Genomic DNA, 26,700 nt, shown 5'->3' on the forward strand with positions numbered 1-26,700 from the left:
ATGGCAAATCCCACGCTGTACTTCACCCGCGCCGAATATCAGGCCCGTCTGAACAAGACCCGGGCAGAGATGTCCCGCCGCGGCCTTGACCTGCTGATTGTCACCGATCCGTCGAACATGAACTGGCTGACCGGCTATGACGGCTGGTCCTTCTATGTGCATCAATGCGTTGTTGTCAGCATGGAGGGAGAGCCGCTCTGGTACGGCCGCGGCCAGGATGCAAACGGGGCGCTGCGCACCTGCTTCATGGATCCAGCCAGCATCATCGGCTACCCGGACCATTACGTGCAATCGACCGAGCGGCATCCGATGGATTACCTGTCGGCGCAGCTGGCAGACCGCGGGCTGGATGGCGGCGTGATTGGCGTCGAGATGGACAACTATTACTTCACCGCCGCCGCCTTCATGTCGCTGCAAAAGCACCTGCCGAACGCGCGCTTTGCCGATGCCAACGCGCTGGTGAACTGGCAGCGGGCGGTGAAGTCGGAGGCTGAGCTCACCTATATGCGCCAGGCCGGCCGGATCGTCGGCCGGATGCACCGCCGCATTGTCGAGAAGGTCGAGCCGGGGATGCGCAAATGCGATCTGGTGGCCGAGATCTATGACGCGGGGCTGCGCTATGACGCGGAGCTGGGCTTTGGCGGCGACTATCCGGCGATTGTGCCGCTGCTGCCCTCCGGCTCCGACGCCGCCGCACCGCATCTGACCTGGGACGACTTGCCGATGAAATCCGGCGAGGGCACGTTCTTTGAGATCGCGGGCGTGGTGCACCGCTACCACTGCCCGCTGTCGCGCACCGTGTTCCTGGGCAAGCCGCCCCAGACCTTCCTGGACGCCGAAAAGGCCGTGCTGGAGGGGATGGAGGCCGGGCTGGAGGTGGCCAAGGCCGGCAACACCTGCGAGGACATCGCCAAGGCGTTTTTCACGGTGCTGAAGAAATACGGCATCGAAAAGGATAACCGCACCGGCTATCCGATCGGCGTTTCCTACCCGCCGGACTGGGGCGAACGCACCATGTCGTTGCGCCCGGGCGACACCACGGTGCTGCAGGAAAACATGACCTTCCACTTCATGACCGGCCTGTGGATGGAGGATTGGGGGTTTGAGATCACCGAAAGCATCCTCATCGGCGCCGATGGGCCGGAATGCCTGTCCGACGTGCCGCGCAAGATGTTCGTGAAGGACTGAGCCATGAAGAAAAACCCGATCTCCCCCACCATCCCGCTGGACCGGGACGGGGTGCACCACGGCTTTCTGAAACTGCCCTACAGCCGCGATGACAGCGCCTGGGGCTCGGTGATGATCCCGCTGACAGTGATTAAAAACGGTGAGGGGCCAACCGCGCTGCTCACCGGGGCCAACCACGGCGATGAGTACGAAGGCCCGATTGCGCTGCACGAGCTTGCCGCGACCACCAAAGCAGAGGATGTGACCGGCAGGCTGATCATTGTACCGGCCTTCAACTATCCGGCGTTCCGGGCGGGCACCCGCACCTCGCCCATCGACAAGGGCAATATGAACCGGTCGTTCCCGGGCCGCCCCGACGGCACCGTGACCGAGAAGATTGCCGACTACTTCCAGCGCACCCTCTTACCGATGTCGGATCTGGCGGTGGATTTCCATTCCGGCGGCAAAACGCTGGACTTCGTGCCGTTTGCCGCCGCCCATATCCTGGATGACAAGGCCACGCAGGAGGCCTGCTTTGCCGCCATGAAGGCCTTCAACGCGCCCTATTCGGTGGAGCTGTTGGAGATCGACAGCGGCGGCATGTATGACACCGCGGTTGAGGAAATGGGCAAGGTCCTGGTCACAACGGAATTGGGCGGCGGCGGGTCGTCCACCGCGCGCAGCAATGCGATTGCCAAGAAGGGGCTGCGCAATGTGCTGATCCATGCGGGCATCCTGCAGGGCGAAATGCAGATTGATGAAACCGTCAATCTGACCATGCCCGATGATGACTGCTTCCTGTTCAGCGAGGGAGACGGGTTGTTTGAGATCATGACCGACCTGGGCGAAACCGTGGCCAAGGGCGACCTGCTGGCGCGGGTCTGGCCGCTGGACCGCACCGGCCAGCCGCCGGTGGAATACCGCGCCCGCCGGGACGGGCTGGTGATCAGCCGCCACTTCCCCGGCCTGATCAAATCCGGCGACTGCGTGGCGGTTGTCGGCGTCTCCGGCGGCTGATAGGGCGGAAGACATGCAACTGGACCAGCGCGACCTCGACATCCTGCGCGTGCTCTCCACCGAGGGCCGCATCACCAAGGCCGCGCTGGCCGAGCGGATCGGCCTGTCGCCGACCCCCTGCTGGGACCGGCTGAAGAAGCTTGAACAGGCCGGGCTGATCGAGGGTTACGGCGCCCGTATCAACCTGCGCAAACTGGCGCCGCATGTGACAGTCTTTGTCGCGGCTGAGATTGCCGACCACACCGCCGCCAGCTTCCGCGCGTTTGAGGCTGCGATGCAGCGCTATGACGAGGTCACCGCCTGCTGGGCGCTGGGGGGCGGGTTCGACTACCTGTTGCAGATCGTCACCCGCGACATCGACGCCTATCAGCGGCTGATCGACGAGATGCTGGACGCCCGCATCGGACTTTCCCGCTATTTCACCTATGTGGTGACCAAGCCGGTCAAGGGCGCGGGCGCGCCGCCGCTGGACATTCTTCTGGAGCAGGGGTGATCCCGCGCAAATATCCCTGAGCGGCAGCTGTTTCTTCTGCACCGCCCCTGAACTTCAGTCACATCCTCTGCCCGCGTCAGGCACATTCCTCTGCAAGACATGAGGAGGACAGCCATGACAGAGACCGCGCTCTCAGCCCGGACCGGTATTGCCGACAAGGCTCTGGTACGGTCTTTTTCCTACATCAACGGCAAATGGTGCGCCGCCGCCGATGGCGAGACCTTCCCGGTTTGCGATCCGGCGGACGGAGCGGAACTGGGCCATGTGGCCAGCCTTTCAGCAGAAGAATCCTCTGCCGCAGCGGATGCGGCACAGGCGTCCTTCCCGGCTTGGGCCGGGATGCTGCCGCAACAGCGCGCCGCCATCCTGCGCCGCTGGTTTGAGCTGCAGCTGGAACACAAAGAAGACCTCGCCCGCATCATGGTGCTGGAACAGGGCAAGCCGCTATCCGAGGCGCGCGGCGAAATCGACTATGGCGCTGCCTTTGTGGAGTTCTACGCAGAAGAAGCCAAGCGCCCCAACATCGAAGGCGTGACCAGCCACCTGCCGGACGCTGAAGTGGAGCTTTGGCGGGAACCCGTAGGCGTGGCAGCGCTGATCACACCCTGGAACTTCCCTTCCGCCATGCTGACCCGTAAGGCAGCGGCGGCGCTGGCAGCGGGCTGCACCGTGGTGGCGCATCCTTCGGCTGAGACCCCCTTTAGCGCGCTGGCGCTGGCGGAGCTGGCAGAGCGCGCAGGCTTTCCGCCCGGCGTGTTCAACGTGGTGACCGGCAATGCGCCCGCGATCGTCGCACCCTGGACCCGCGACACCCGCGTGCGGGCGCTGTCGTTCACCGGCTCCACCGAAGTGGGCAAGCTCTTGTACCGCCAGTCGGCGGACACAGTGAAGCATCTGGTGATGGAACTGGGTGGCCACGCGCCGGTGATCGTCTTCAAGGGCTGTGATCTGGACAAGGCCGTCAACGAAACAATCAAGGCAAAATTCGCCACCTCCGGCCAGGATTGCCTCGGCGCCAACCGGATCTATGTGGAGCGCCCGATCTATGCAGAATTCTGCGCCCGCTTCACCGCAGCCGCCCAAGCGCTGACCATCGGCAAAGGCATGGAGGATTGCGACCTTGGCCCGCTGATGAATGAAAAGGCAGTTCAAAAGCAGGAAGAGCATGTGGCTGATGCGCTGGCAAAGGGCGCAACGCTAGCCTGCGGCGGCAAGCGGCATCCGCTGGGTCCGCTGTTTTTTGAGCCTACCGTGCTGACCGATGTTCCCGCGGACGCGCGGATCATGACCGAGGAGACCTTCGGCCCCGTCGCCCCCATTACCCCCTTCGACACCGAGGAGGAAGCGGTGGCCCGCGCCAATGACAGCGAATACGGGCTGGTCGCATATGTCCACAGCCAGGACCCGCGCCGCATTTTCCGTCTCAGCCGCGCGCTGCAATATGGCATGGTGGCGGTCAATCGCACCAAGGTGACCGGCGCGCCGATCCCATTCGGCGGCACCAAGCAATCCGGCCAGGGCCGCGAAGGCGCGCGGCTGGGCATGGAGGAATTCACCGAGGTCAAATACGTCTGCCGCGACTGGGCGTGACGGACAAAAATCTTCGAAGATTTTTGCCAAGAGTTTTCGAAAACTCTTGGCCGCAGAACGCAAACGGAAGGAAATCAGATGCTGAAGAACGACCAGCTCGACCAGTGGGACCGCGAGAACTTCTTTCACCCCTCGACCCATCTGGCCCAGCACGCCCGAGGCGACAGCCCGAACCGGGTCATTAAAACCGCCTCCGGCGTCTTTATCGAGGACCGCGACGGCAACCGGCTGCTGGACGCCTTTGCCGGGCTTTACTGCGTGAACGTGGGCTATGGCCGCCAGGAGATCGCTGAAGCCATCGCTGATCAGGCGCGGGAACTGGCCTATTACCACTCCTATGTGGGCCACGGCACCGAGGCCTCGATCACCCTGGCGAAAATGATCCTGGACCGCGCGCCAAAAAACATGTCCAAGGTCTATTTCGGCCTCGGCGGCTCTGACGCGAATGAGACCAACGTCAAGCTGATCTGGTACTACAACAACATCCTGGGCCGTCCGGAGAAGAAAAAGATCATCTCCCGCTGGCGCGGCTATCACGGCTCTGGGCTGGTCACCGGCTCGCTGACAGGCCTCGAACTGTTCCACAAGAAGTTCGATCTGCCGGTGGAGCAGGTGATCCATACCGAGGCGCCGTACTATTACCGCCGCGATAACCTTGACCAGACCGAAGAACAGTTCGTGGCCCATTGCGCGGCTGAGCTGGAAGCGCTTATCGAGCGCGAGGGTGCCGACACTATCGCCGCCTTCATTGGCGAGCCTGTCCTGGGCACCGGCGGCATCGTGCCGCCGCCCGCGGGCTACTGGCAGGCAATTCAGGCGGTGCTAAAGAAGCATGACATCCTGCTGGTCGCCGATGAGGTCGTCACCGGCTTCGGGCGTCTTGGCTCCATGTTCGGCTCGGATCACTACGGGATCGAGGCCGATATCATAACCATCGCCAAGGGCCTCACTTCGGCCTATGCGCCGCTGTCCGGTTCCATCGTCTCGGACAAGGTCTGGAAAGTACTGGAGCAGGGCACCGATGAGAACGGCCCGATCGGCCACGGCTGGACCTACTCCGCGCACCCGATCGGGGCAGCGGCGGGGGTGGCAAACCTCAAACTGATTGATGAATTGAACTTGGTGCAGAACGCGGGCGACACCGGCGCCTATCTGAATGCCACCATGGCAGAGGCACTGATGGGCCACGCCAACGTGGGCGAGGTGCGCGGCGAGGGGATGCTGTGTGCAGTGGAGTTTGTGAAGGACAAGGACAGCCGCACCTTCTTTGATGCCGCGGAGAAAATCGGCCCGCAGATCTCCGCCAAACTCCTTGAGCAGGACAAGGTGATTGCCCGCGCCATGCCGCAGGGCGACATCCTGGGCTTTGCGCCGCCCTTCTGCCTGACCCGCGCCGAGGCCGATCAAGTGGTTGACGCCACCCTGCGCGCGGTCAAGGCGGTACTGGGGTAACGCCCGCCGCCGGTCAGTTGCGGCAAATCTCGAGGACGGCGCGCAGGCCCCGCCTGCCGTCCTCGAAAGTGAGCCGCCCGCCGTGCTGCTCTGCCACCGTGGCAACAATCGTCAGCCCCAGCCCGAAGCCGTCGATGGCCCGGGTGTTTTCGCCGCGCCGGAACGGGGCAATCACTTCGGTGATCTCCGCCGCCGTCATGCCGGAGCCTTCATCCTCCACCGTGATGATCGCGTGATCGGCAGTGGAACTGAGGCTGATAGCGGCGCGGCGGCCGTATTTCAGCGCGTTGTCGATCAGGTTGGTGACCGCCCGCTGCAAGGAAACAGGCCGCGCCACCACCAGCATCACCTGCCCCTGCGGCACCGCACTGCGGCCGGGGGCAGAGGTGAAAACGGACCGCCCGCCCGCCGCCACCTGCGGCTCCGGCGGCAGCAGCTCCACCGGCTTGCCCATGTCCTGATAATCAGCCGCCAGCGCCTCCACCAAGGAGCTGAGCGACAGTCGGCGCGGGGTCTCGGCGCTCATCTCGGCGCGGGTGTAGGTCAGCACGCTTTCGATCATGCCGGTCATGGCGTCCAGATCAGCCTCGAACTTCCCCCGCAGTTCCGCGTCTTGAATGAGCGCCGCGCGCAGCCGCAACCGGGTGGCCGGGGTGCCGAGGTCATGGCTGACGCCGGACAGCACCGCGGCGCGGCTGGCGAGTTGTTCGCGCTCGGTCTCCAGGTAGCTGTTCACCGCCGTCACGATCTCCTGCAACTCGCCCGGCCCTTGCAGCGCATAGGCATCCGGCCCGCCCAGCCGGCGGCGGTCCCGCAACGCACGGGCAAACCGGTCGAAATGGGCCGAGGTGTCCATCACCAGCGTCGCCAGCACCGCCAGGACCAGAAGCGACAGCAAAACCGCCGGCAGGCGCAAGTCACGCGGCGCGGCGGAGCAGCCCCAGACCTCGGTACCGTCGACCCGCTGCCAGGGGCCGTAGCCTGCGCGGGCAAATATCACCGGTTCGCTGCAATAGGTTGCCAGCAGCCGGGTGGCAGCCCCCAGTTTTTCCGCCGCGGTGGCCCCGCCGGCGGGCGGCAGCTCTGCGACCGGGTAGCGCAGGGCAGGGGCGGCAATAACCAGCGCCAGAACCTCACCCGACAAGGGGTCGGCACCGCTGTCCAGGATCGAGACATTGGTGAAGAAGGCGGGTTTCGCAATCCCCGCCAGCCGCAGGTAATCGCCTGCCGCCAGAAACACGGCCTGATCCTGGCCGACAGGTGTTACCACTACCCCCGCAGGCGGCGGCGCGCCGCGGCGCAGAGTGCCGTCCAGGGTGATGCCGGAGATGGCGGCGCGGGTCAGATGCGCCTGCCAGCTGGCGCCGGAGTGGAACCAGCCCCAAGCGCCGCCCAGCCCGGCGGCAAAGGCCAGCGGCAGCAGGATCAGCCCCCTGGTTCTGAGCCGCAGCGCCATGTGCCTCAGTCCCCGCCGGTCTCGACATCCACCGCCAGGACATAGCCGGTGCCGCGCTCGGTGCGCAGCAGCTTCGGCTCCTTGGGGCTCTGTTCGATCTTGGAGCGCAGCCGCCCGACCAGCACGTCAATGGCGCGGCCCGAGCCTTCGTCGCTGCCTCCCTCGCCTGTCACATCCAGCGCCGCCGCAATCTCTTCGCGTGTCAGCGGAATATGCGGGTTAGCCAGAAACACCTTGAGCAGGCCCGTTTCGCGCCGCGACAGCGCCACCTGCACCCCCGCGGGCGAGATCACCTCATCCCGCTTGGCGTCATAGGTCCAGCCGGCAAAGCGGAAGGTGGCGACGCTGCGCCTGTAGATCAGCGAGGACGACCGCCGCGCCCGCTGCAGCACCGCCCGGACCCGCGCCAGCAAGAGGTCGGGGTTGAACGGCTTGGCGATGTAGTCATCCGCTCCGGATTCATAACCCGCCATCCGCTGGTGATCGGCGGACAGCGCCGACACCAGGATGATCGGCACATCCTGTTCGCTGCGCAGCCGGGTGCAGATCTCCACCCCGTTTTCATCCCCCAGCATCACGTCGAGCAGGATCAGGTCGATCCGGCCCGCGCCGATCTGCTCGCGGATCTCCGCCTCGCTGCCGCAGGGCAGGGCGATAAAGCCGTTCTGGCGCAGGTACTGGGTCAGCATCATGCGCGTCTCAACGTCGTCATCCACCACCAGAAGCCGCGGAATCGCCATCTGTTGCTCTCCTCCCCGGAAACCGCCCGATGTGGCTGTTCCGGCTGTTTGTTTGTAACATCATGCAACAAAATCAATTGCTGCGTAACAACAGGTAACAGCTTGGCGGAAAAACTGCTTTGGCACCCGCCCGGGGCTGCGCTGAGCGATTGAAATGCGGCCCTGCTGTTTTGCAAGCTTAAGCATGAAGGCTGCGGGGAGCAGCCGTCACATAAGGGAGGAATGAGCGATGAAATACACCGCTTTTGCGGCCGTATCGGCCGTGGCACTGGCCTGTGCGGCACCGGCAGCGGCCGGGCCGGAGGCTGAAGTTCTGCACTGGTGGACATCCGGCGGCGAGGCCAAGTCGGCCGCGGTGCTGCAACAGGAATTTGCCGACAACGGCGGCACCTGGACCGATATGCCGGTGGCCGGCGGCGGCGGCGATGCCGCGATGACCGCGCTGCGCGCCCGGGTTCTGTCGGGCAACGCGCCGACCGCGGTGCAGCTGAAAGGCCCCGCAATCCAGGAATGGTATGAGGAAGGCGTGCTGGCCGATATCTCCTCCGTCGCGGAGGCCGAGGGCTGGGGTGACGTGCTGCCCGGCTCGATCGCCGAGCACATGAAATGCGAGGGCAAATGGTGTGCAGCACCCGTGAACGTGCACCGGGTCGACTGGATCTGGGCCAATGCCGCGCTGCTGGAGGCCAACGGCATCGAGATGCCCCAGACCTGGGAAGACTTCAACGCCGCTGCTGACAAGCTGATGGCCGCGGGCATCACCCCGCTGGCGCATGGCGGCCAGGCCTGGCAGGACGCCACCGTCTTCGAGGCCGTGGCCCTGGGCATCCTGGGGCCGGAGGATTTCCGCAAGGCCTTTGTCGAACTGGACATGGACACCCTGAAGTCGGACAAGATGGCCGCCGTTTTTGACCAGATGCGCAAGATGCGCGGCTATGTGGATGCCAACTTCCCGGGCCGCGACTGGAACCTGGCCACCTCGATGGTGATGAACGGCGAAGCCGCGTTCCAGATCATGGGCGACTGGGCCAAGGGCGAGTTCCTGGCCGCGGGCAAGGAGCCGGGCAAGGACTTCCTCTGCGCCTCGGTGCCGGGCGACGGGTTCCTCTATAATGTCGACAGCTTCGCCATGTTCGAGGTGGACGGCGAAGACAAGCAGGCCGGGCAGGATCTCCTGGCAAAGCTGATCGTCGGGCCGAAGTTCCAGGAGGTGTTCAACCTCAACAAGGGCTCGATCCCGGCACGGGTGGACGTGAAACTGGATGCGTTTGACACCTGCGCCCACCTGTCGGCCAAGGACATGGGCGACAGTGCGGACAATGGCTCGCTGCTGCCCAGCTATGCCCACGGCATGGCCCTGCGCGGCGCGCAGGCGGGCGCCATCACCGACGTGGTGACCGCGCATTTCAACTCCGACATGTCCTCGGCTGAGGCCGTGCAGATGCTGGCCGACGCTGTCGCCAACTCTCTCTGATCTCCCCCGGGCCTCGCGTCCTCCGGGATGCGGGGCCAATTATTCAAGGGCCGTTACCATGACCGAATGGCTTGAACGTCATATTCCGAAGATGGTGCTGGCACCGTCCTTCGCCGCGGTGCTGGTGTTTGTCTACGGCTTCATCATCTGGACCGCCTGGGTCTCGCTGACCCGCTCCCGTCTGCTGCCGAAATACGAGATCGACGGGCTGATCCAGTACGAGCGCCTGTTCAACGCGCCGCGCTGGGACACTGCGATGTCGAACCTGTTTGTGTTCGGCACCCTGTTCATCGTGATCTCGATGGTCCTCGGCCTGATGCTGGCCATCCTGCTGGACCAGAAAATCCGCACCGAGGGCGTCTTGCGCACCATTTACCTTTACCCGATGGCGCTGTCGCTGATCGTGACCGGCACCGCCTGGAAATGGATCATGAACCCCGGCCTTGGCCTGGAGGCGATGGTCCGCGGCTGGGGGTTCGACAGCTTCACCTTCGACTGGGTGATCAACCCCGACAAGGCGATCTATGCGGTTGTCATCGCCGGTGTCTGGCAGGCGTCCGGCTTTGTGATGGCGCTGTTCCTGGCCGGATTGCGCGGCGTCGATGGCGAGATCATCAAGGCCGCACAGGTCGATGGCATCCCCACCTGGCGGATCTATACCGCGATCATCATCCCCTCGATGGCGCCGATCTTCCTCTCTGCCTTCATCGTGCTGGCGCATCTGGCGATCAAGAGCTTTGATCTGGTGATTGCCCTCACCGGCGGCGGCCCCGGCTATGCCACCGATCTGCCCGCCACCTATATGTACACGATGGCCTTCTCCCGCGGCGACATCGGCCAGGCGGCAAGCTCTGCCATGGTGATGATGGCCGTGGTGTTCGCAATCATCGTTCCGTATCTCTACTCTGAGCTGAGGGCCAAACATGACTGATGTGACGCTTGCCCCCGCCACCGCAGCCAGCCGCCGCAACTGGAGCCACTTTGCTCTGCGCTGGACGCTGTTCACCCTCCTGGGCCTGTTTGCCCTGTTCTACCTGATGCCGCTCTTTGTGATGATCACCACCTCGCTGAAAAGCCTGGAGGAAATCCGCACCGGCAGCCTGATCGCCTTCCCGCGCGAGGTCACCTTCGACGCCTGGCGCACCGCCTGGTCCGAGGCCTGCACCGGCATCCAATGCGAGGGCCTGCGCCCGTTCTTCTGGAACTCCGTGGTGATCGCGGTGCCGGCGGTGGCAATCTCCACCATGCTGGGCGCGGCCAATGGATATGTCATCGCGCAGTGGCGGTTCCGCGGCGCCAACCTGATCTTCTCGCTGATGCTGTTCGGCTGCTTCATCCCGTTTCAGGTGGTTCTGCTGCCGATGGCGCGGATGCTGGGACTGATGGGGCTGGCGGGCAGCATTCCGGGGCTGATCTTTGTGCATGTGATCTATGGCATCGGCTTCACCACGCTGTTCTTCCGCAACTTCTATGTCACCATCCCGCAGGATCTGGTGAAGGCGGCCAAGGTGGACGGCGCGGGGTTCTTCCGGATCTTCTGGTCGATCTTCCTGCCGCTCAGCCTGCCGATCATCGTGGTCACCGTGATCTGGCAGTTCACCCAGATCTGGAACGACTTCCTGTTCGGCGTCTCCTTCAGCCAAGCGGGCACCCAGCCGGTGACCGTGGCTTTGAACAACATCGTCAATTCGACCACCGGCGTGAAGGAATACAACGTCGACATGGCCGCCGCGATCATCGCCGCGCTGCCGACGCTGCTGGTCTATGCCGTTGCCGGCAAATACTTCATCCGCGGCCTGACCGCGGGCTCTGTGAAAGGGTAAACTCATGGCTCCTATCCTGGACATCACCAATCTGCGCAAGAACTACGGCGCAACCGAGATCCTGAAGGACATCAACGTCAGCATCGAACCGGGCGACTTCCTGGTGCTGGTCGGCCCCTCCGGCTGCGGCAAGTCCACACTGCTCAACTGCATCGCCGGGCTGGAGCCAATCTCCGGCGGGCGGATCGAGATTGGCGGCCGTGACATGACCAGTGTGAGCCCCAAGGACCGCGACATCGCCATGGTGTTCCAGTCCTACGCGCTCTACCCGACGATGACGGTCGCCAAGAACATCACCTTCGGCATGAAGGTGCGCGGCGCCGATGCCGCGACGCAGGAGCGCAAGCTGAAGGAGGTCGCAGCGCAGCTGCAGATCGAGGCGCTCCTGGACCGCCGCCCCGGCCAGCTGTCGGGCGGCCAGCGGCAGCGGGTGGCGATGGGCCGGGCGCTGGTGCGCGACCCCAAGCTGTTCCTGTTCGATGAACCGCTTTCAAACCTCGACGCCAAGCTGCGGGTTGAGATGCGGACCGAGATCAAGAAGCTGCACCACAACCTCGGCGCCACCATGGTCTATGTCACCCACGACCAGATCGAGGCGATGACGCTGGCGACCAAGATCGTGGTGATGAAAGGCGGCGTGGTGCAGCAGATCGGCACGCCCGCTGAGATCTACAACAAGCCCGCCAACCTGTTTGTGGCCGACTTCATGGGCAGCCCGGCGATGAACCTGATCCCCGCGCGTGCGCAGCCGAACGGGCAGGGCACACGGATCGAGATGGACTGCGGCGGCAGCGCCCCGATCGTGCTGAAGGACAGCCGCGCCACCGGCCTGCCGCAGGACGTGATCCTGGGGGTGCGCCCCGAAGACATCGCCGAGGCGGGCTTCCGTGCGGGCGAGGGCGTGCAGGAGGCCGCCTGCATGATCGACATGGTGGAGCCTGCAGGCGCCGATACCTATGTGGTCTCCCATCTCGGCGGCAAACAGGTGACGGCGCGGCTGCACGCGGAGACCCGGGCGCAGCCGGGGCAGATGCTGGATCTGGCCTTTGATCTCTCCAAGGTCTCCTACTTCTCGCCCGCAACCGGCGAGCGTCTGAATTGACCCGGCTGCGGCTGGCCGCTGACGTCGGCGGCACAAATACCCGGCTGGGGCTGGCGCGGAACGGCGTTCTGCTGGCGGACACGGTGCAGAGCTTCCGCAACGAGGCCCACGGCAGCTTTGCCGAGGTAATGGATCGCTACCTGCAAGGCACCGCCCCCGGCGGAGTGGCAGAGGTTGCCATTGCCATCGCCGGCCCGGTCACTGGCAGCACAGCGCGGCTCACCAACCGGGACTGGCACTTTGACGCCGCAGCGCTGTCGCAGCATCTGAACGGCGCGCAGGTGCATCTGCTCAATGACCTTGCAGCGCTGGGACAAGCCTGCCCGCATCTCGGGGCAGACTGCCTGGATACGGTGATCGCGCCCGCGCGCGATGCCGACGGAGACAGCCAGCGGCTGGTGGTCGGCATCGGCACCGGCTTCAACCTGTCGCCGGTGCTGCAGTCCGGCGGGCAGGTGCACTGCCTCAACGTGGAATACGGCCATGTCAGCCTGCCGCTGGACGTGGCGGAGTTGCTGCGCAGCCGGATCGGCGTTGCGGCGGTGGAATTCCCGACGGTGGAGCATCTGTTTTCCGGCCGCGGCCATGCGGCGGTGCGGGCGTGTTTCCCGGGCGATGACGCCGACACGGGCGCTTTTCAGGCAGTTTATGCAGAACTGCTGGCGCTGCTCGCGCGCAACCTAATGCTGGCCTTCCTGCCCGCGCAAGGGCTGTATTTCGCCGGCGCCGTAGCCCGCAGCCTGCTGGCCTCCCCGGCACGGCAAGTCTTTGCGGACCTGTTCCGGCAGCCATTCAAGCTGGACGCCCGCATCGCGGCGCCGGTGCACGTCATTCTGGATGATGCCGCCGCCCTCAAGGGCTGTGCATCCAGTAATCTGTCTTATGTTTAGTTTGCGGGGGAGACCGGCCATTCGGATATCGCTCAAGCAGATGGGCTCAGGCACGCCACCGCTCTCTTGTCGGCTGAGGAAGCATCCCGCCTGCGGGATACCGGCGCGGCCTGTCCCCAAGGCAGTATTCCAATAGGCTGTCTGCAGATCTGCAGCCCGCAGTCAGGGCTGCAAGCAGCCGGGGCGCGCTGCGCCCCGGCTGGCGGCATTACTCTCCCGGAACGGCCTGCAGCTCCGGTTCATCATGGTGGTGGTGCTCTTTCACCGGGCGCATGAAGAGGTTGGCAAAGAAGGCCACCGCCAGCAGCGCCGCCATGCAATACATCGTTGTATTGTAAAGGCTGGGCGTCGGATCCACGGTGCCCGCCGGTGCGATTTCCATCAGCTTGGCAATGGTCACGGTCTTGGCCGCCACCAGCTGGTCCAGCTGCGCGACCGGCGCGCCGAACTTCGCGGCGAAGGCGGCCGGATCAACCTTGGCAGCCAGATCCTGGACCGCGCTGTTCACCGACATCTGCCGCAGCGAGGTGATGGCCAGCGGCCCCAGCACGCCCGCGGTCGACCAGGCGGTCAGCAGGCGGCCGTGGATGCCGCCGACATGCATGGTCCCAAACATGTCAGCAAGATATGCCGGGATCGTGGCAAATCCGCCGCCGTACATCGAAAAGATCAGCATCGTCGCAAGGTAGAAGCCCATCAGATAGACCAGCGACGGGTTGGCCGCGGCGGCAGAGGCGAAATAGGGGATCGACAGGTAGAGCGCGGTGCCCAGCACGAAGAAGCACATGTAGGTTGCCTTGCGCCCGATGTAGTCCGAGGCAGACGCCCAGAAGAACCGTCCGACCATGTTGAAGACCGAAATCATCAGCACATAGGTCGAGGCGAAAGCGGCGGTTGCCACCAGCGGCATCACCGAGCCGAAGATCTCGGACATCATCGTCTTGGCGACACCGATCACGCCGATGCCTGCGGTGACGTTGAAGCACAGCATCACCCACAGCTGCCAGAACTGCGGCGTCTTCAGCGCCTGGTCGATATGCACGTCGTTCTGCGTCACCAGCCCCGAGGCGGCAGGCTTCGGCTCCCAGCCTTCAGGCTTCCAGTCCTTGGCCGGGACCCGGTACTGGAAGGCGGCCAGGATCATCACGACGAAGTATACGATGCCCAGGGTCATGAATGTCTGTGCTGCGCCGGTATTCCCTGTGCCCACCGCATAGGCGCCGGCCTCGCCGCCGAACTCGGCAGCCTGCGCCGCGCTGGCGATCACCACCTCGATTTTGCCCTGTGCGGTTTCGGCAAAGACCCGGCCGTTTTCGACCACGGTCTGCACCGCATCCCTGGCGCCCAGATAGGTGGGCGCGGTTTCATAGAAATCCAGCAGCCAGCCCTTGACCGGCGCGGCGATCATCGCTCCGCCGCCAAAGCCCATGATGGCCATGCCCGTTGCCATGCCGCGCCGGTCGGGAAACCAGCGGATCAGCGTCGAAACCGGCGAGACATAGCCCAGCCCCAGCCCGCAGCCGCCGAGCACGCCGTATCCGAGATAGACCAGCCACAGCTGATGGCTGGAAATGCCGAACGAGCCGACAATGAAGCCGCCGCCCCACAGCAGCGCTGCCACAACGCCCACCATGCGCGGTCCGACTTCCTCCAGCCATTTGCCGGCAAATGCGGCGGCCAGCCCGAGGAAGACGATGGCGACCGAAAAGATCCAGACAACAGAGCCGAGACTCCAGTCATCGGCGCTGGAGGCCACCACCCCCAGCTCGCGTGTGAGCGGCGGGTTGAACACCGACCAGGCATAAACCGAGCCGATGCAGAGGTGGATGGCGATGGATGCCGGCGGAACCCGCCAGCGGTTGAAGCCGGGTTTGGCGGTGATGTGGTCCTTGTGCAGAAAGCTCAGCCCGCCGGATGATGGCGTACTCATGTGGTGTCCTCCCTAGTGCTGTTCCGGCGGCTGCAACCTCCTATTGCGGCCGCCCCGAATGGCCCGCGGCAATGTGCCGTAGCTTGACAAAGGCGGAGAGATGACCCAGCTGTCAAATAAATAATTTAGCAATAACAATAGCTTATCGTGACTTTCTGTCTGCCCTGCCAGACCTCTGCAGACGGTTGCGGGACATTCTGTCCGCACCGGGGAGCCGGGGCCTGCGATTTCGCGCCAATTTGTCCGGATCAGGCGGCAGCGGGCGAGGGCAGAAAAATTTCGAACCGGCTGCCCTGCCCGGGTTCTGACTGCACGGTGATGCGGCCGCCGGCGCGACTCACCAGCTGATGGCTGATCGACAATCCCAGCCCGGTTCCCTGCGCCTGCTTGGTGGTGAAGAACGGGTCGAAGATGCGGTTCAGCAGGTCCGAGGGGATGCCGGTGCCGGTATCCTCTGCGGTCAGCAGCACCCCATCGGCGGCATCCTCGGCGGTCAGGGTAAGCCGGCCGCCGCCGGGCATCGCCTGCACCGCATTCAGGATGAGATTGACGATCACCTGCTGCAATTCCGTGCGCGACATCCGGACCTGACCGGTACTGGCCAGATGCGCCTCTGCTTCGATCCCGGTGGCCTCGATCTGATGGCGGGTCAGAACCAGGCAGTCGGCCACCACTTCTGCCGGGGCAATCAGCCCGGAAGCGCCGGAGTATTCCTCGGGCCGGGCGAATTGAAGCAGCTTGGAGACAATCACGCCGATGCGGTAGACCTGATCGTCGATCAGCCGGAATTCCTCCTCGACCGGCTCCGCATGGCTGCCCAGCACCGTCCGGGCCAGGTCCAGGTTGCCCTGGATCACCGCCACCGGGTTGTTGATCTCATGCGCGACGGAGGCGGTGATTTCGCCGACCGCCGCGAGTTTCTCCGAGACGATCAGCCGTTCGGTGGTCCGCTCCAGCCGCCGGTTTGCCTCGCGCAGATCCGCGGTGCGCTCCTCGACCTTAGCCTCCAGGCTTTCCCCCCAGCCGCGCAATTGCCGGTCGCGTTCCTGCACTTGGTCCAGCAGGCTGTCCAGATGCGCCGCGACGCGGGCGATCTCGCCGCCGTCCTCCTGGGGGCGGTTGCGGGCGGCCAGATCCCCCTGTTCGACCCGGGCGATGGTCTGGGTCATCCCCTCAAGCGGGCGGAAGATGCGCCCCGCCCACCGCAGGAAAATCGGCACCGACATCGCCGCGATCAGCAGGAAGGCCCCGCCGAGCGTCAGCACCGTGCTGCGCTTGGCCTGGCGGAACGGGGTTTCCAGAAAGCCGACATAAAGCATTCCGGCCCGGTTGCCGCGGCTGTCCAGGATCGGCTCATAGGCGGAGATGTACCAGTCGTTCACAACGAAGGCCCGGTCCAGCCAGACGTCACCGCGCCCCAGCACCTGGCCGCGCACCTCGGCCGAGACCCGGGTGCCGAGCGCACGCACGTTTTCGAACAGCCGCACATTGGTGGAGATCCGCACGTCCTCCAGAAACAGCGTGGCGGTGCCCTGGCTGCCCTCCGGCAGGCTTTGCTCGCGATAGACCAGCGCATTGATGGTGTCGATGAAGTCCAGGTTGCGGTTCAGCAGCCGCCCGCCCACCAGAACCGCCTTCCGGCCGTCCGGCAGGGCCACCGGGGCCGCGGAGTGAATGATCATGCCGCGGGTCTCGGCGGTACGGTCCGTGGGCACAGCCGCTTCGGTCTCCACCAGCGGGATGGCTGCGCGGGCGGCAAGACCGGGGGCCAGCGTGTCAAGCTGGGCGGCGTCCAGAATGTCGACTGCGCTCTGCCACTGCCCCTGCAGCGCGCCGCGGATGACAGGCCAGTCAGCGGGCGTGAAACCGGCCCGGCCATCGGGTCCGGCGAGATAAAGGAAATCGAGACCGAGCCGGGCCTGTTCCTGGGCCAGGAAATCCGCGGAGCGGCCCGCCGCAAGCGCGCTGCGGAACCGGACCGATTGCGCCACCGCATCCAGCAGCTCGCCCGAGGTGGCGGTCAGCCTGGCCAGATACTGGTCGGCGATGGTCAGGTCACCGTTCACCTTGCTGATCAGAAGGCCATCGGTTTTTTCCGACCAGCGCCAAGTGGCAATTCCCAGCAGCAGCGGCATCAGCACCAGCATCGGCAGCAATGCGATCAGCAGCAGCCGGACCCGGACCGACCGCATGAGCGAACGCAGCCTGCGCACGGCTCAGAGCCCCCAGGCCGCGCATTTGCGGTCAATGGTCTTGCGCGAGACCCCCAGCCGCCGCGCCGCTTCACTGCGGTTGCCGCCGGCCGCTTCCAGCGCGTGCAGGATCTCGCGGCGCTCGACCTCCTCCAGCGGCAGGATGTCGGCAGCGGGACGGGCCGGGGCCAGCGTGTCCAGGGAAAAGCTGCCGAAGATCAAGGAGCGTTCAACGAAGTTCCGCAGCTCGCGGATGTTGCCCGGCCAGTCATGGCGCAGCAGGGCGGATTTGACGCTGGCGGACAGCTCCAGCGGCGGCAGCTGCAACTGGGCAGCGATTTCGGCCAGGAACAGCCCGGCAAGCTCGACAATGTCGGTACCGCGTTCGCGCAACGGCGGCATTGCCACTTCGATCACGTTAATGCGGAACAGCAGGTCCTCGCGGAAATGTCCCTCGGCCACCGCCTCGTCCAGCGCGCGGCTGGAGCTCATCACGAAGCGGACATCGAGCTGCAGCGTCCGCTCCGTGCCGATCGGACGGATGCGCCCGTCCTCCAGCACCCTCAGCAGCGCGTTCTGCGCCGAGGGGCTGAGCTCACCGATTTCATCGAGGAAAACGGTGCCGCCCTGCGCCGACGCCAGCAGGCCTTCGCGGCCCGCAGGCGCGCCCGGGAAGGCGCCGGGAGCATGGCCGAACAGCTCGTATTCGATGACATCCGCCGGAATGGCGCCGCATTGCACCGGCACGAAAGGCGCCCCGGCGCGGCTGGAGCGCGCGTGCAGGTGGCGCGCGGCAACTTCCTTGCCGGTGCCGGAGGCGCCGGTGATCAGCACCGGAGTGGAAACCTGCGCCACCCGGTCCAGCAGATTGCGCACCTGGCTGACGGCAGGAGATGCTCCGACCAGCTCGCGGCGGCGCCGGCGCCCTGCACCAGTTGCTTCTAGCTCCCGCCGCAGCAGCATGTTCTCTCGCTTCAGCCGGGCCGCCTCGATGCAGCGGCGCAGGGCATTGAGGATCTGGTTGGAGCGGAAAGGCTTCAATACGAAATCCGACGCCCCGGCCCGCAGCGCGTCAATCGCCGTTTGCAGATCGGCATAGGCGGTAATCAGGATGGTGTCCGTGAAACCGCCCTCCCGCCGCTGCTCCTCCAGCCAGTCCAGCCCTTTCTGGCCGGGCATGATGTTGTCGAGGATCATCACATCATATTGCCGGGTATTGAGCAGCGCGGCAGCGGCTTCGGTGTTCTCGGCCTCATCCACCAGCTGGCACAGGGGGCGCAGGGTTTTCACCAGAAAATTCCGCATGCCCGGCTCATCGTCCACGATGAGAATACTTGCTTGCCCGAGCGGGTCGGCCAGCCTTGCCATATCTGTATCTGTCATACCTGCCGCTCTTCTGTGGGGGCGGTATTGGACTATTGTCGCTTTCCGCTGCTTTGTCGAGAGAACAGGGCCCGGCCCGCTACCAGCCGGGCACCAAGGCGTTTTTTTTCGCAAACCCCGGCGCCACGTCCGTCCGGGGACAAGGGGAAGCGCGCGCAGGCACCGGTTTATGCATCAATGCCCCGCGGAGCGTCACGCGTCCCCGAGCAAGGCGCTCAGGGTCATGCTCACGGTGTCTGCAGCCAATGGGACTGCCCCCTGATCACCCAGCGCAGCCCGCAGGTAGACACCATCGATCTGGGCGGATACCGCCCGTTCAACTGCCTCGGGCCGGCCGCTCAGGACGCGCAGCTCATGCATCAGGTTGCTGCGCAGCCTGCTCTGGTAAACCCGCATCAAGTGGGCCGCGTCCTCGTTGCATTGGGACAGCGCATAAAAACTGAGCCAGGCTGAGGTTTTCCGCCGGTCAAAAACGTGATCCTCGAAGTTCGCGCGGATAATCGCGTCCAGCCGCGCACGCGGGCCCTCCGCCTCCGCCAGCCCTGCCACAACCCGTTGCGAGAACACTTTCAGAATGTGCCGCATGGCGGCGATCAGCATCTGGTCCTTGCTGCCGAAATAATGGTGCGCCAGGCCGCTGCTCATGCCCGCCCGTTTGGCAATCTTCGACACGGTCACGTCGAGCGAACCGGCTTCGCCGACTTCGTCAATCACGGCGGTGACCAGCGCTGCGCGCCGTTTCGGTTCCATTCCAAGTTTCGGCATAGAAACTCCTTTAACCACTGGCATTCCTAGCCCGCGCTTGACCGGATGATCAATCAACTATCCTGATGCCCGGCGGACCAGGCTCCTGCGGGCGCCCGCGCCGGAGCCGTCCTTGAGCAATGAAAAACAGATCCCCTGCGTGCGGAAATGGGAGTACGCACGCAGGGGAGCCGCGGGGCTGAGGCGGAGAAACCGCCAGCAGCCCCGGACCGGGCACCGGCCCGCTTGCGCGGGCTCGGTTGGCAGGTTTGCTTATTCCCCTCTTGGGAAACGGGCGTTTTCCTCGACCACATTCAGGTCCATGTGGTTGCGCATGTAGCGTTCGCTGGCCTTCTGCAGCGGCTGGTAGTCCCAGGGGAAATACCCGCCCTGGCGCAGCGCCTCGTAGACCACCCAGCGGCGGGCCTGGCTTTCGCGTACCTCGGCGTCGAACCGCTCCAGATCCCAGCGCCCGGCCGCCATTGCCTTGAGCTCCGCAAGCGTGTCCTGATGGGCCGGATCTCCGGCCAGGTTGGACAGCTCATGCGGGTCGGCGTCGAGGTCGAACAGCTGGTCCGGGTCCAGATTGCACAGGTTCAGCTTCCACTGCCCCAGCCGCAGCGACACCATCGGCGCATAGGAAGCCTCAGCGGCATATTCCATCGCCACCGGCGTTTCGCGGCTGCCGCCCTGCCCCAGCGGCACCAGGCTCTCGCCGGCGGTCCAGGGCATCACCTCATCCATGCTGACCCCGGCCAGCTCGCACAGCGTCGGGCAGACGTCGATGTTGGACACCGGCGTTTCCACCAGGCCCGGCGTCATCTCCGGCGCGGACACCATCAGCGGCACCCGCGACGACCCTTCGTAAAAGCTCATCTTGAACCACAGTCCGCGCTCGCCCAGCATGTCGCCGTGGTCGGACACGAACAGGATGACCGCCTCCTGCCGGGTGTTCTCCAGCGCCTCCATCACCTCGCCGATCTTGTCGTCGAGATAGGAGATATTGGCGAAATAGGCGCGGCGGGACTTGCGGATGTCCTCTTCGGTGATGTCGAAGCTGCGCCAGTCGTTGGCGTCGAAGATCCGCTGCGCATGCGGGTCCTGGTTGTCATAGCCCAGGTCCGCGACCTCCGGCAGCAGATGCTCGCAATCCTCGTACAGGTCCCAGTATTTCCGGCGTGCCACATAGGGGTCGTGCGGGTGGGTGAAGGAAACAGTCAGCGCCCAGGGGCGGTCATCCTTGCCGCGGGCGAGGTCATAGACCTTCTGCACCGCATGAAAGGCCACCTCGTCATCGAATTCCATCTGGTTGGAAATCTCGGCAATGCCGGCGCCAGTGACGGAACCCATGTTGTGATACCACCAGTCGATGCGCTCGCCCGGCTTGCGGTAATCCGGGGTCCAGCCGAAATCCGGCGGGTAGATGTCGGTGGTCAGGCGCTCCTCGAAGCCGTGCAGCTGGTCGGGACCGACAAAATGCATCTTGCCTGACAGGCAAGTGTAATACCCGGCCCGGCGCAGATGATGCGCATAGGTGGGAATCGACGAGGCGAATTCCGCCGCATTGTCATAGACCCGGGTCGCTGACGGCAGCTGCCCGGACATGAAGCTGGCCCGGCCCGGGGCGCAAAGCGGTGACGCGGTATAGGCATTGCGGAACCGGGTGGAGCGGGCCGCGAGCTTTTTCAGGTTCGGCGCGTGCAGCCAATCGGCCGGCCCGTCCGGAAACAGCGTTCCATTCAGCTGGTCCACCATGAAAATCAGGATGTTGGGGCGGGTCATTCGTGTCTTCCCAGATAGGCTTTGGTTTCGGTTTCCGGCCGCTGGCCGTGGCGGTGTTTGCAGAAGCTGCGCTGGTTCAGCGGGATATTCCCCGCCGCCTTGCGCTGCCGGCACCTCAGGACGAGCCAAAGCTGCGGCCGGTCCGGAAGTGGCCGCAAATCTGCCTTATATTGATTGACCAGTCAATTTAAAAACGAGACGATCGCTCGCAATGGGTGGCCCGCAGCCTGCTGCGCACCGCTTGGCCGAACATCGCCCGGCCGGTCAGCCGCGCTGCCGGCCGGGTTCTCTGCTGGTGCTGTGTCCGGAATTTTCGGCTTCCGCAGGCTCAGCGATGCCGGAGACCGGCCTCATCGCGGCGCCGGTAAGACCAAAGGCTTACCCCGGCCCTTTACCGGCCGGTGATCAGATCGCTTGCCTTTTCCCCGATCATGATCGCAGGCGCGTTGGTGTTGCCCGACACGATCTCCGGCATGATCGAGCAGTCCGCCACCCGCAGGCCCCGAATGCCATGCACGCGGAGTTCCGCATCGACCACCGCGTCGCCGCCCTGCCCCATCTTGCAGGTGCCGGTGGGGTGATAAATCGACGCGGTGTTGCTGCGTGCCCAGTCCAGCGTCGCCTCGTAATCGTCCATCGGCAAATCCGCACTGGGGCGGAACTCCTCCGAGATCTTCGAGGTCAGCGGCGCGTGGCGGGCAATCTTGCGGGCAATGTTCACCCCGGCCACGATGGTCTGGCAGTCGGTTTCTGCCGACAGGTAGTTCGGTATGATCTTGGGATAGGTGTTCGGATCGGCGGACACGATCCGGATCTCGCCCTTGCTTTCCGGGCGCAGCTGGCAGACCGACATGGTGAACGCCGAGAAGGGATCTGCCCCCTTGCCCGGGTTCTCGGCCGACAGCGGCTGCACGTGGAATTGGATGTCCGGGGTCTCCAGGTCGTCGCGGGTCTTCATGAATCCGGTGGCCAGGCTCGCGGCCATTGTCATCGGACCGGCCCGGAACAGCGCATATTTCAGGCCGATCTTGGCCTGGCCGAACAGGGTGCGGACCTCGTCGTTCAGCGTCGGCTCATTGCATTTGTAGACCAGCCGCGCCTGCAGATGGTCCTGCATGTTCTTGCCGACGCCATAGAGGTCCTTTTTGACTTCGATTCCGTGTTCGGCAAGCTGTGCCGCCTCGCCGATGCCCGACATCATCAGGATCTGGGGCGAGTTGATGGCGCCGCCCGACAGCACGATCTCGCGCCGCGCGGTGATGCGCTGCACCTGCCCCGACCGGTCCTTGTACAGAACCGCCACGGCGCGGCCGTCCTGGATGTCGACCTTCTGCACCATCGCTCGGGTGATGATCTGCAGGTTCTCGCGTTTCTTCACCGGATTCAGAAAGGCCACGGCGGCGCTGCAGCGGCGGCCTTTCTTGGACGTGAGCTGGAAGAAACCGACGCCCTCCTGGGTGGCGCCGTTGTAATCTGGGTTGAACGGATAGCCCGCGGCCTGCGCCGCCGCGACCCAGGCATCCGTTATGGGGCGCTGGATGCGCATGTTGGAAACCGACAGCGGACCGCCGGTGCCATGGAATTCATCTTCGCCGCGCTCGTTGTTCTCGGAGCGTTTGAACAGCGGCAGGACATCCTCCCAGCCCCAGCCGGCATTGCCCATCTGGCGCCAGCGGTCATAGTCCTGCGGCTGGCCGCGCACGTATAAAAGACCGTTCAGCGAAGACGAGCCGCCCAGCACCTTGCCGCGGGGCCACTCGATCGAACGGCCGTTCAGACCCGGATCCGGTTCGGTCTTGTAGCACCAGTCGACCGAGGGGTTGTGGATCGTTTTGAAGTAGCCGACCGGGATGTGGATCCACGGGTTCAGGTCCCGTCCGCCTGCCTCCAGCAGCACCACCTTGTTCTGTGGATTTGCGCTCAATCGGTTGGCAATGACGCAGCCCGACGAGCCTGCTCCGATGACAATGAAATCTGCTTCCACGACCTTCTCTCCGCCCTGTGTGGAAAAAACTTCTATACAGATCGCATGAAATAATCTAGATATTTTTGATACGAAACGTCTCAATAATTGATCTTAGGGAGGAGAATTATGGGGCTTACTAACAAACTGAGCCGTATTTCGCGGCGGGATCTGTTCCGCGTTGCAGGCACTTACGGGATGAGCTCGACACTGCTGGCAGCGGGCGGTTTCGGCGGCGCGATGAGCCTGGCGAATCTCGCTTCGGCGGCGGAATCAACCTATGAGAAGCGCTATGCCAAGCCCGCCAAGCACACGCTGAAGTTCGGCGCTTCCGGCTTCAACGCGCGCAACCTGCTGATCGAACGGGCCGGCGCGCTGGAGTTCGCCCGTGACCTCGAGGCCCGCACCGACGGCGAGATCCGGATCGAGTTCATCGGCGACAACCAGATCTGCGGCCAGCTGAGCTGCGTCGAGAAAACCCAGCAGGGCATCGTCGACATCTACGCCGCTTCGACCCAGAACTCGGCCGGCGGCGCCCCTTACCTGAACGTGCTGGACTATGCCTTCATGTTCCCCGGCCGCGCGTCCCAGTACCACTTCCTCTATCACCCGAAGAGCCAGGAAATTCTGCGCGACCCGCTGGAGAAGCGCCACGGGCTGAAATTCCTGTTCAGCCACTGCGAGCTGCGCGGCATCCAGCTGGGCCTGAAATACAAGGACCAGCCCACCATCACCAAGCTGGAGCAGCTGTTCGGCACCAAGAACCGCGTCACCGGCACCCAGCTGGGCCGGATCGCCATGAACGCGCTGAACCTGAACCCGGTGCCGGTGGCCTGGGAAGAGACCCTCGACGGGCTGAAGCAGGGCCTGATCGACGGTGCCGAAACCTGGGCCTCCGCGGTGGCCTATGCCAACATGGCGCCGGTGGTCTCGCAGTCCGTCGACCTCAAGTTCTTCTGCGGCACCGAGCACACCTCGATGTCGGCCAAGGTCTTCGACGGCCTCGAAGGCTATCTGCAGGACGCGGTGATGGAGAGCGCCTATTGGGCGCAGGCCCATGTGCAGGCGGCAAACGAGGCGGCGCTGGTCAAGACCGTCGGCTTCTCCGACCCGCAGCTGCCGGACACGGTGTTTGCGGAACACGGCGTCCGCCCGGCCTTCCTGCCGGACAGCGAAATCCGCATGGCCGAGGAAATGTGCTCGCCCGAGTTCCAGCCGCAGCTGTGGGAGCAGTGGCGCGACCGCCTGAACAAATGGGCCGGCGGCATCGACACCTATCAGGAAATCTACACCATCGCGCGCGAAGTCGAAAAGGACATGAAGCCCGAAAACGTGGAGCCGCGCCGCTGGTGGAAGGGCTGACAGAGGCCCAAACACTGAGCATGGGGCCGGCGCCGGACTGCGCCGGCCTTGTTTGCCCGGCATGATCCGGCAGGATCACAAGGGCAATGAGGGGAGGAACAGATGCAGCTTTGGCCGGATATCAGCGCCATTTTCAGCGCCTTCGCATCCCAGGACAGCTGGGAAATCCGCAACGCTTTGGAGAGCAACGCAGCCTGGGTGCTGGGCACCGCTGCCGCTGCTGCTGGCGGCCTTCTGGTGATGCTGGTCTACCGGCTGGTGCCGCTCTTGGACCGGCACCTGGAGCGCACCATCATGGTGTGGAGCTACCTGGCGATTGCCTTCATCATTTTCTGGGGGGTGATTGACCGCTTCGTGTTCAAGAACCAGCAGCCCTGGTCCACGACCATCCCGCCGCTCTTGTTCATGATCATGGCCTGGTTCGGGGCCGCCTTCAACGTGCGGCTGCGCACCCATCTCAGCTTCTCGGAATTCCGCACCGTGATGCCCCGCTGGGCGCAGATGGGCTGCCTGACGTTGGATGCGGTGCTGTGGTTCGGCTTTGCGGTGATCGTCTTTGTCACCACCACCCGGCTGACCGCGCTGTCGGCCTCCAACTTCCAGATCGTGCTGGGCACCGACAGCGTGCTGCAGTGGTGGTTCCTGATCACCGCGCCCCTGTCCTTTGTCCTGATGATCGCCCGGGTGTTTGAAAACCTCGCCGACGACATCCGCAACTACCGCAGCGGCGCGCCGCTGATCAAACAGGCCGTGATCGGAGGAGACGTGTAATGGATACCGGAACCTGGGTCACGCTGATCTCGCTTGGGGTCACCTTCCTGTTCATGCTGGGCGTGCCGGTGCTGCTGGTCATCGGCTACTGGGTGATCGGCTGCTCCTTCGTGCTGGGGCTGACGCTCGATAACATGGGCGCCGAACTCTTGAATGTGTTCAACAAGGGCTTTGCGCTCTTGGCGATGCCGCTGTTCATCCTGACCGGCGACCTGATCAACCAGTCCGGCATCGCCCGGCGCCTTAGCGATTTTGCCTATGCCTGCCTGGGCTGGATGCGCGGCGGGCTGGCGATGGCCTCGCTCGGCGCCTGCGGACTGTTTGCCGCGATTTCAGGCTCCAACTCGGCAACCACCGCCACCATCGGCTCGATGCTGCACCCCGAAATGGTCAAAGGCGGCTATGACGAGCGTTTCTCGGCCGCCACCGCTGCTGCGGGCGGCACCGTGGGCATCATCATCCCGCCGTCGATCATCTTTATCGTCTACGGGTTCCTGATGAACCTGCCGATTTCCGACCTGTTCGTCGCGGGCATCCTGCCCGGCGCGATGATGGTCATCGGCATGCAGCTGGCCTGCTGGATCATCTGCCGCCGCAACGGCTGGGGCTTTTTGATCCCGTTGCAACTGAACCGGGTCCTGAAAACCGCCTTCGGCGCCTGGCTCGGCTTCTTTGCCATCGGGCTGGTGCTGTGGGGCATCTATACCGGCAAGTTCTCCCCCACCGAAGCGGCGGGCGTGACCGTCGGCTTCTGCGTCATCGCGGGCGTGCTGTCCTGGGTGGTGACCAGGATCACCGGCGCCAGCAATGACAAAACCTGGGAAGAAAAATCCTATGCCGAAATGCTGGTGGTCGAGGGCTTCACCATCCCGCAGATCCCCGGCATCGTGGTGCGCTCGGCGCAGATCACCGGCATCCTGGCGCCGCTGATCGCGATTTCCGTGGTGATGCAGCAGATCCTGTCGCTCCTCGGCGCGCAGCAGGCGATCGGCGGGTTTGTCACCTCGATGGGCGGCTACCACGCGGTTCTGTTCACCTCGATGGTGATCGTGTTCTTCTCCGGCATGGTGCTTGAAAGCCTGCCGGTGACCATCATCCTGGCGCCGATCCTGGCGCCCATCGCAGCCTCCGTCGGGGTCGATCCGATCCATTTCTCGGTGATCTTCCTGGTCGGCGCCTCCATCGGCTTCATCACCCCGCCCTACGGGCTGAACCTCTATGTCGCATCGGGTGTGACCGGTGTTCCGTATTTCCGTCTGCTCCGCTATACGGTGCCTTACCTTGCAGCCCTGATCGGGGTCTGGGTGCTGGTCTCGCTGGTTCCCGATTTCGCGCTGGTGCTGCTGCCCAACAAGTAGCGATGAGGCGG

General features: G+C 64.4%; 21 protein-coding genes. 13 read left to right on the forward strand and 8 right to left on the reverse strand.

What is annotated here, in order from left to right:
- The 5 genes from doeA to AB1A62_RS15570 all read left to right on the forward strand — a co-directional run bounded on the left by doeA (nucleotide 1) and on the right by AB1A62_RS15570 (nucleotide 5,719).
- Nucleotides 1-1,188 carry an ectoine hydrolase DoeA gene (doeA, locus tag AB1A62_RS15550; RefSeq protein WP_366662368.1) on the forward strand — a complete coding sequence of 396 codons (1,188 nt, stop codon included), beginning with the start codon at nucleotides 1-3 and terminating at the stop codon, nucleotides 1,186-1,188.
- Between the two features lie 3 nt (nucleotides 1,189-1,191).
- Nucleotides 1,192-2,184, forward strand: coding sequence for a N(2)-acetyl-L-2,4-diaminobutanoate deacetylase DoeB (gene doeB, locus AB1A62_RS15555; RefSeq protein WP_366662369.1), 993 nt, complete (start codon nucleotides 1,192-1,194; stop codon nucleotides 2,182-2,184).
- 13 nt (nucleotides 2,185-2,197) lie between these two features.
- Nucleotides 2,198-2,677, forward strand: a complete 480-nt coding sequence (locus AB1A62_RS15560; RefSeq protein ID WP_366662370.1) for an Lrp/AsnC family transcriptional regulator — start codon at nucleotides 2,198-2,200, stop codon at nucleotides 2,675-2,677.
- A gap of 114 nt (nucleotides 2,678-2,791) precedes the next feature.
- Nucleotides 2,792-4,267 carry an NAD-dependent succinate-semialdehyde dehydrogenase gene (locus tag AB1A62_RS15565; RefSeq protein WP_366662371.1) on the forward strand — a complete coding sequence of 492 codons (1,476 nt, stop codon included), beginning with the start codon at nucleotides 2,792-2,794 and terminating at the stop codon, nucleotides 4,265-4,267.
- 78 nt (nucleotides 4,268-4,345) lie between these two features.
- On the forward strand, nucleotides 4,346-5,719 hold the full coding sequence (locus AB1A62_RS15570) for an aspartate aminotransferase family protein (protein WP_366662372.1): 1,374 nt from the start codon (nucleotides 4,346-4,348) through the stop codon (nucleotides 5,717-5,719).
- 13 nt (nucleotides 5,720-5,732) lie between these two features.
- Here the strand turns inward: AB1A62_RS15570 and AB1A62_RS15575 are convergent, their stop codons facing one another.
- Together AB1A62_RS15575 and AB1A62_RS15580 are read right to left on the reverse strand one after the other, a co-directional pair.
- On the reverse strand, nucleotides 5,733-7,175 hold the full coding sequence (locus tag AB1A62_RS15575; protein ID WP_366662373.1) for a HAMP domain-containing sensor histidine kinase: 1,443 nt from the start codon (nucleotides 7,173-7,175) through the stop codon (nucleotides 5,733-5,735).
- 5 nt (nucleotides 7,176-7,180) lie between these two features.
- Entirely contained in the window at nucleotides 7,181-7,915 is a 735-nt protein-coding gene (locus tag AB1A62_RS15580; RefSeq protein WP_366662374.1) for a response regulator transcription factor, read from the reverse strand.
- A 229-nt stretch (nucleotides 7,916-8,144) separates the two neighbouring features.
- On the opposite strand from AB1A62_RS15580, the gene AB1A62_RS15585 reads away from it, so the two are divergent.
- From AB1A62_RS15585 to AB1A62_RS15605, 5 genes are read left to right on the forward strand one after another with little or no spacing between them, the layout of a single operon-like run.
- Nucleotides 8,145-9,389, forward strand: coding sequence for an ABC transporter substrate-binding protein (locus AB1A62_RS15585; RefSeq protein WP_366662375.1), 1,245 nt, complete (start codon nucleotides 8,145-8,147; stop codon nucleotides 9,387-9,389).
- Nucleotides 9,390-9,447: 58 nt separating this feature from the next.
- Entirely contained in the window at nucleotides 9,448-10,320 is an 873-nt protein-coding gene (locus AB1A62_RS15590; RefSeq protein WP_366662376.1) for a sugar ABC transporter permease, read from the forward strand.
- Nucleotides 10,313-11,212: a carbohydrate ABC transporter permease gene (locus AB1A62_RS15595; protein WP_366662378.1), complete on the forward strand. Its 900-nt coding sequence runs from the start codon at nucleotides 10,313-10,315 to the stop codon at nucleotides 11,210-11,212. Before AB1A62_RS15590 ends, AB1A62_RS15595 begins: the two co-directional genes overlap by 8 nt.
- A 4-nt stretch (nucleotides 11,213-11,216) precedes the next feature.
- Nucleotides 11,217-12,314 (forward strand): sn-glycerol-3-phosphate ABC transporter ATP-binding protein UgpC, encoded by a 1,098-nt coding sequence (ugpC, locus tag AB1A62_RS15600; RefSeq protein ID WP_366662379.1) that lies wholly within the window; start codon nucleotides 11,217-11,219, stop codon nucleotides 12,312-12,314.
- Nucleotides 12,311-13,204 carry a glucokinase gene (locus AB1A62_RS15605; protein ID WP_366662380.1) on the forward strand — a complete coding sequence of 298 codons (894 nt, stop codon included), beginning with the start codon at nucleotides 12,311-12,313 and terminating at the stop codon, nucleotides 13,202-13,204. The genes ugpC and AB1A62_RS15605 overlap by 4 nt, the downstream gene beginning before the upstream one ends.
- Before the next feature lie 208 nt (nucleotides 13,205-13,412).
- Here AB1A62_RS15605 and AB1A62_RS15610 read toward each other — a convergent pair whose 3' ends face one another.
- The 6 genes from AB1A62_RS15610 to AB1A62_RS15635 all read right to left on the reverse strand — a co-directional run bounded on the left by AB1A62_RS15610 (nucleotide 13,413) and on the right by AB1A62_RS15635 (nucleotide 23,219).
- Nucleotides 13,413-15,134, reverse strand: a complete 1,722-nt coding sequence (locus AB1A62_RS15610; RefSeq protein WP_366662381.1) for an OFA family MFS transporter — start codon at nucleotides 15,132-15,134, stop codon at nucleotides 13,413-13,415.
- A 248-nt stretch (nucleotides 15,135-15,382) separates the two neighbouring features.
- On the reverse strand, nucleotides 15,383-17,326 hold the full coding sequence (locus tag AB1A62_RS15615; protein ID WP_366662445.1) for a cache domain-containing protein: 1,944 nt from the start codon (nucleotides 17,324-17,326) through the stop codon (nucleotides 15,383-15,385).
- Between the two features lie 24 nt (nucleotides 17,327-17,350).
- On the reverse strand, nucleotides 17,351-18,709 hold the full coding sequence (locus tag AB1A62_RS15620; protein WP_366662383.1) for a sigma-54 dependent transcriptional regulator: 1,359 nt from the start codon (nucleotides 18,707-18,709) through the stop codon (nucleotides 17,351-17,353).
- Between the two features lie 192 nt (nucleotides 18,710-18,901).
- Nucleotides 18,902-19,474, reverse strand: coding sequence for a transcriptional regulator BetI (gene betI, locus AB1A62_RS15625; protein WP_366662384.1), 573 nt, complete (start codon nucleotides 19,472-19,474; stop codon nucleotides 18,902-18,904).
- A gap of 252 nt (nucleotides 19,475-19,726) precedes the next feature.
- Complete coding sequence (betC, locus tag AB1A62_RS15630; RefSeq protein ID WP_366662385.1) at nucleotides 19,727-21,235, reverse strand: choline-sulfatase; 1,509 nt, start codon at nucleotides 21,233-21,235, stop codon at nucleotides 19,727-19,729.
- 391 nt (nucleotides 21,236-21,626) lie between these two features.
- Nucleotides 21,627-23,219 (reverse strand): choline dehydrogenase, encoded by a 1,593-nt coding sequence (locus tag AB1A62_RS15635; protein ID WP_366662386.1) that lies wholly within the window; start codon nucleotides 23,217-23,219, stop codon nucleotides 21,627-21,629.
- A 108-nt stretch (nucleotides 23,220-23,327) separates the two neighbouring features.
- Here AB1A62_RS15635 and AB1A62_RS15640 point away from each other — a divergent pair, with 108 nt between their 5' ends.
- The 3 genes from AB1A62_RS15640 to AB1A62_RS15650 all read left to right on the forward strand — a co-directional run bounded on the left by AB1A62_RS15640 (nucleotide 23,328) and on the right by AB1A62_RS15650 (nucleotide 26,689).
- Nucleotides 23,328-24,560 carry a TRAP transporter substrate-binding protein gene (locus AB1A62_RS15640; RefSeq protein ID WP_366662387.1) on the forward strand — a complete coding sequence of 411 codons (1,233 nt, stop codon included), beginning with the start codon at nucleotides 23,328-23,330 and terminating at the stop codon, nucleotides 24,558-24,560.
- A 102-nt stretch (nucleotides 24,561-24,662) separates the two neighbouring features.
- Nucleotides 24,663-25,331 carry a TRAP transporter small permease subunit gene (locus AB1A62_RS15645; RefSeq protein WP_366662388.1) on the forward strand — a complete coding sequence of 223 codons (669 nt, stop codon included), beginning with the start codon at nucleotides 24,663-24,665 and terminating at the stop codon, nucleotides 25,329-25,331.
- Nucleotides 25,331-26,689, forward strand: a complete 1,359-nt coding sequence (locus tag AB1A62_RS15650; RefSeq protein WP_366662389.1) for a TRAP transporter large permease — start codon at nucleotides 25,331-25,333, stop codon at nucleotides 26,687-26,689. Before AB1A62_RS15645 ends, AB1A62_RS15650 begins: the two co-directional genes overlap by 1 nt.
- Nucleotides 26,690-26,700: the final 11 nt, after the last annotated feature.

It is taken from the genome of Leisingera sp. JC11 (genome assembly GCF_040704725.1).
Classification (GTDB): domain Bacteria; phylum Pseudomonadota; class Alphaproteobacteria; order Rhodobacterales; family Rhodobacteraceae; genus Leisingera.

Excerpts from the sequence above, each read along its gene's own strand:
- doeA (WP_366662368.1), top strand. The coding sequence starts at position 1 with ATGGCAAATCCCACGCTGTACTTCACCCGCGCCGAATATCAGGCCCGT.
- doeB (WP_366662369.1), top strand. The coding sequence starts at position 1,192 with ATGAAGAAAAACCCGATCTCCCCCACCATCCCGCTGGACCGGGACGGG.
- AB1A62_RS15560 (WP_366662370.1), top strand. The coding sequence starts at position 2,198 with ATGCAACTGGACCAGCGCGACCTCGACATCCTGCGCGTGCTCTCCACC.
- AB1A62_RS15565 (WP_366662371.1), top strand. The coding sequence starts at position 2,792 with ATGACAGAGACCGCGCTCTCAGCCCGGACCGGTATTGCCGACAAGGCT.
- AB1A62_RS15570 (WP_366662372.1), top strand. The coding sequence starts at position 4,346 with ATGCTGAAGAACGACCAGCTCGACCAGTGGGACCGCGAGAACTTCTTT.
- AB1A62_RS15575 (WP_366662373.1), bottom strand. The coding sequence starts at position 7,175 with ATGGCGCTGCGGCTCAGAACCAGGGGGCTGATCCTGCTGCCGCTGGCC.
- AB1A62_RS15580 (WP_366662374.1), bottom strand. The coding sequence starts at position 7,915 with ATGGCGATTCCGCGGCTTCTGGTGGTGGATGACGACGTTGAGACGCGC.
- AB1A62_RS15585 (WP_366662375.1), top strand. The coding sequence starts at position 8,145 with ATGAAATACACCGCTTTTGCGGCCGTATCGGCCGTGGCACTGGCCTGT.
- AB1A62_RS15590 (WP_366662376.1), top strand. The coding sequence starts at position 9,448 with ATGACCGAATGGCTTGAACGTCATATTCCGAAGATGGTGCTGGCACCG.
- AB1A62_RS15595 (WP_366662378.1), top strand. The coding sequence starts at position 10,313 with ATGACTGATGTGACGCTTGCCCCCGCCACCGCAGCCAGCCGCCGCAAC.
- ugpC (WP_366662379.1), top strand. The coding sequence starts at position 11,217 with ATGGCTCCTATCCTGGACATCACCAATCTGCGCAAGAACTACGGCGCA.
- AB1A62_RS15610 (WP_366662381.1), bottom strand. The coding sequence starts at position 15,134 with ATGAGTACGCCATCATCCGGCGGGCTGAGCTTTCTGCACAAGGACCAC.
- AB1A62_RS15615 (WP_366662445.1), bottom strand. The coding sequence starts at position 17,326 with ATGCGGTCGGTCCGGGTCCGGCTGCTGCTGATCGCATTGCTGCCGATG.
- AB1A62_RS15620 (WP_366662383.1), bottom strand. The coding sequence starts at position 18,709 with ATGACAGATACAGATATGGCAAGGCTGGCCGACCCGCTCGGGCAAGCA.
- betI (WP_366662384.1), bottom strand. The coding sequence starts at position 19,474 with ATGCCGAAACTTGGAATGGAACCGAAACGGCGCGCAGCGCTGGTCACC.
- betC (WP_366662385.1), bottom strand. The coding sequence starts at position 21,235 with ATGACCCGCCCCAACATCCTGATTTTCATGGTGGACCAGCTGAATGGA.
- AB1A62_RS15640 (WP_366662387.1), top strand. The coding sequence starts at position 23,328 with ATGGGGCTTACTAACAAACTGAGCCGTATTTCGCGGCGGGATCTGTTC.
- AB1A62_RS15645 (WP_366662388.1), top strand. The coding sequence starts at position 24,663 with ATGCAGCTTTGGCCGGATATCAGCGCCATTTTCAGCGCCTTCGCATCC.
- AB1A62_RS15650 (WP_366662389.1), top strand. The coding sequence starts at position 25,331 with ATGGATACCGGAACCTGGGTCACGCTGATCTCGCTTGGGGTCACCTTC.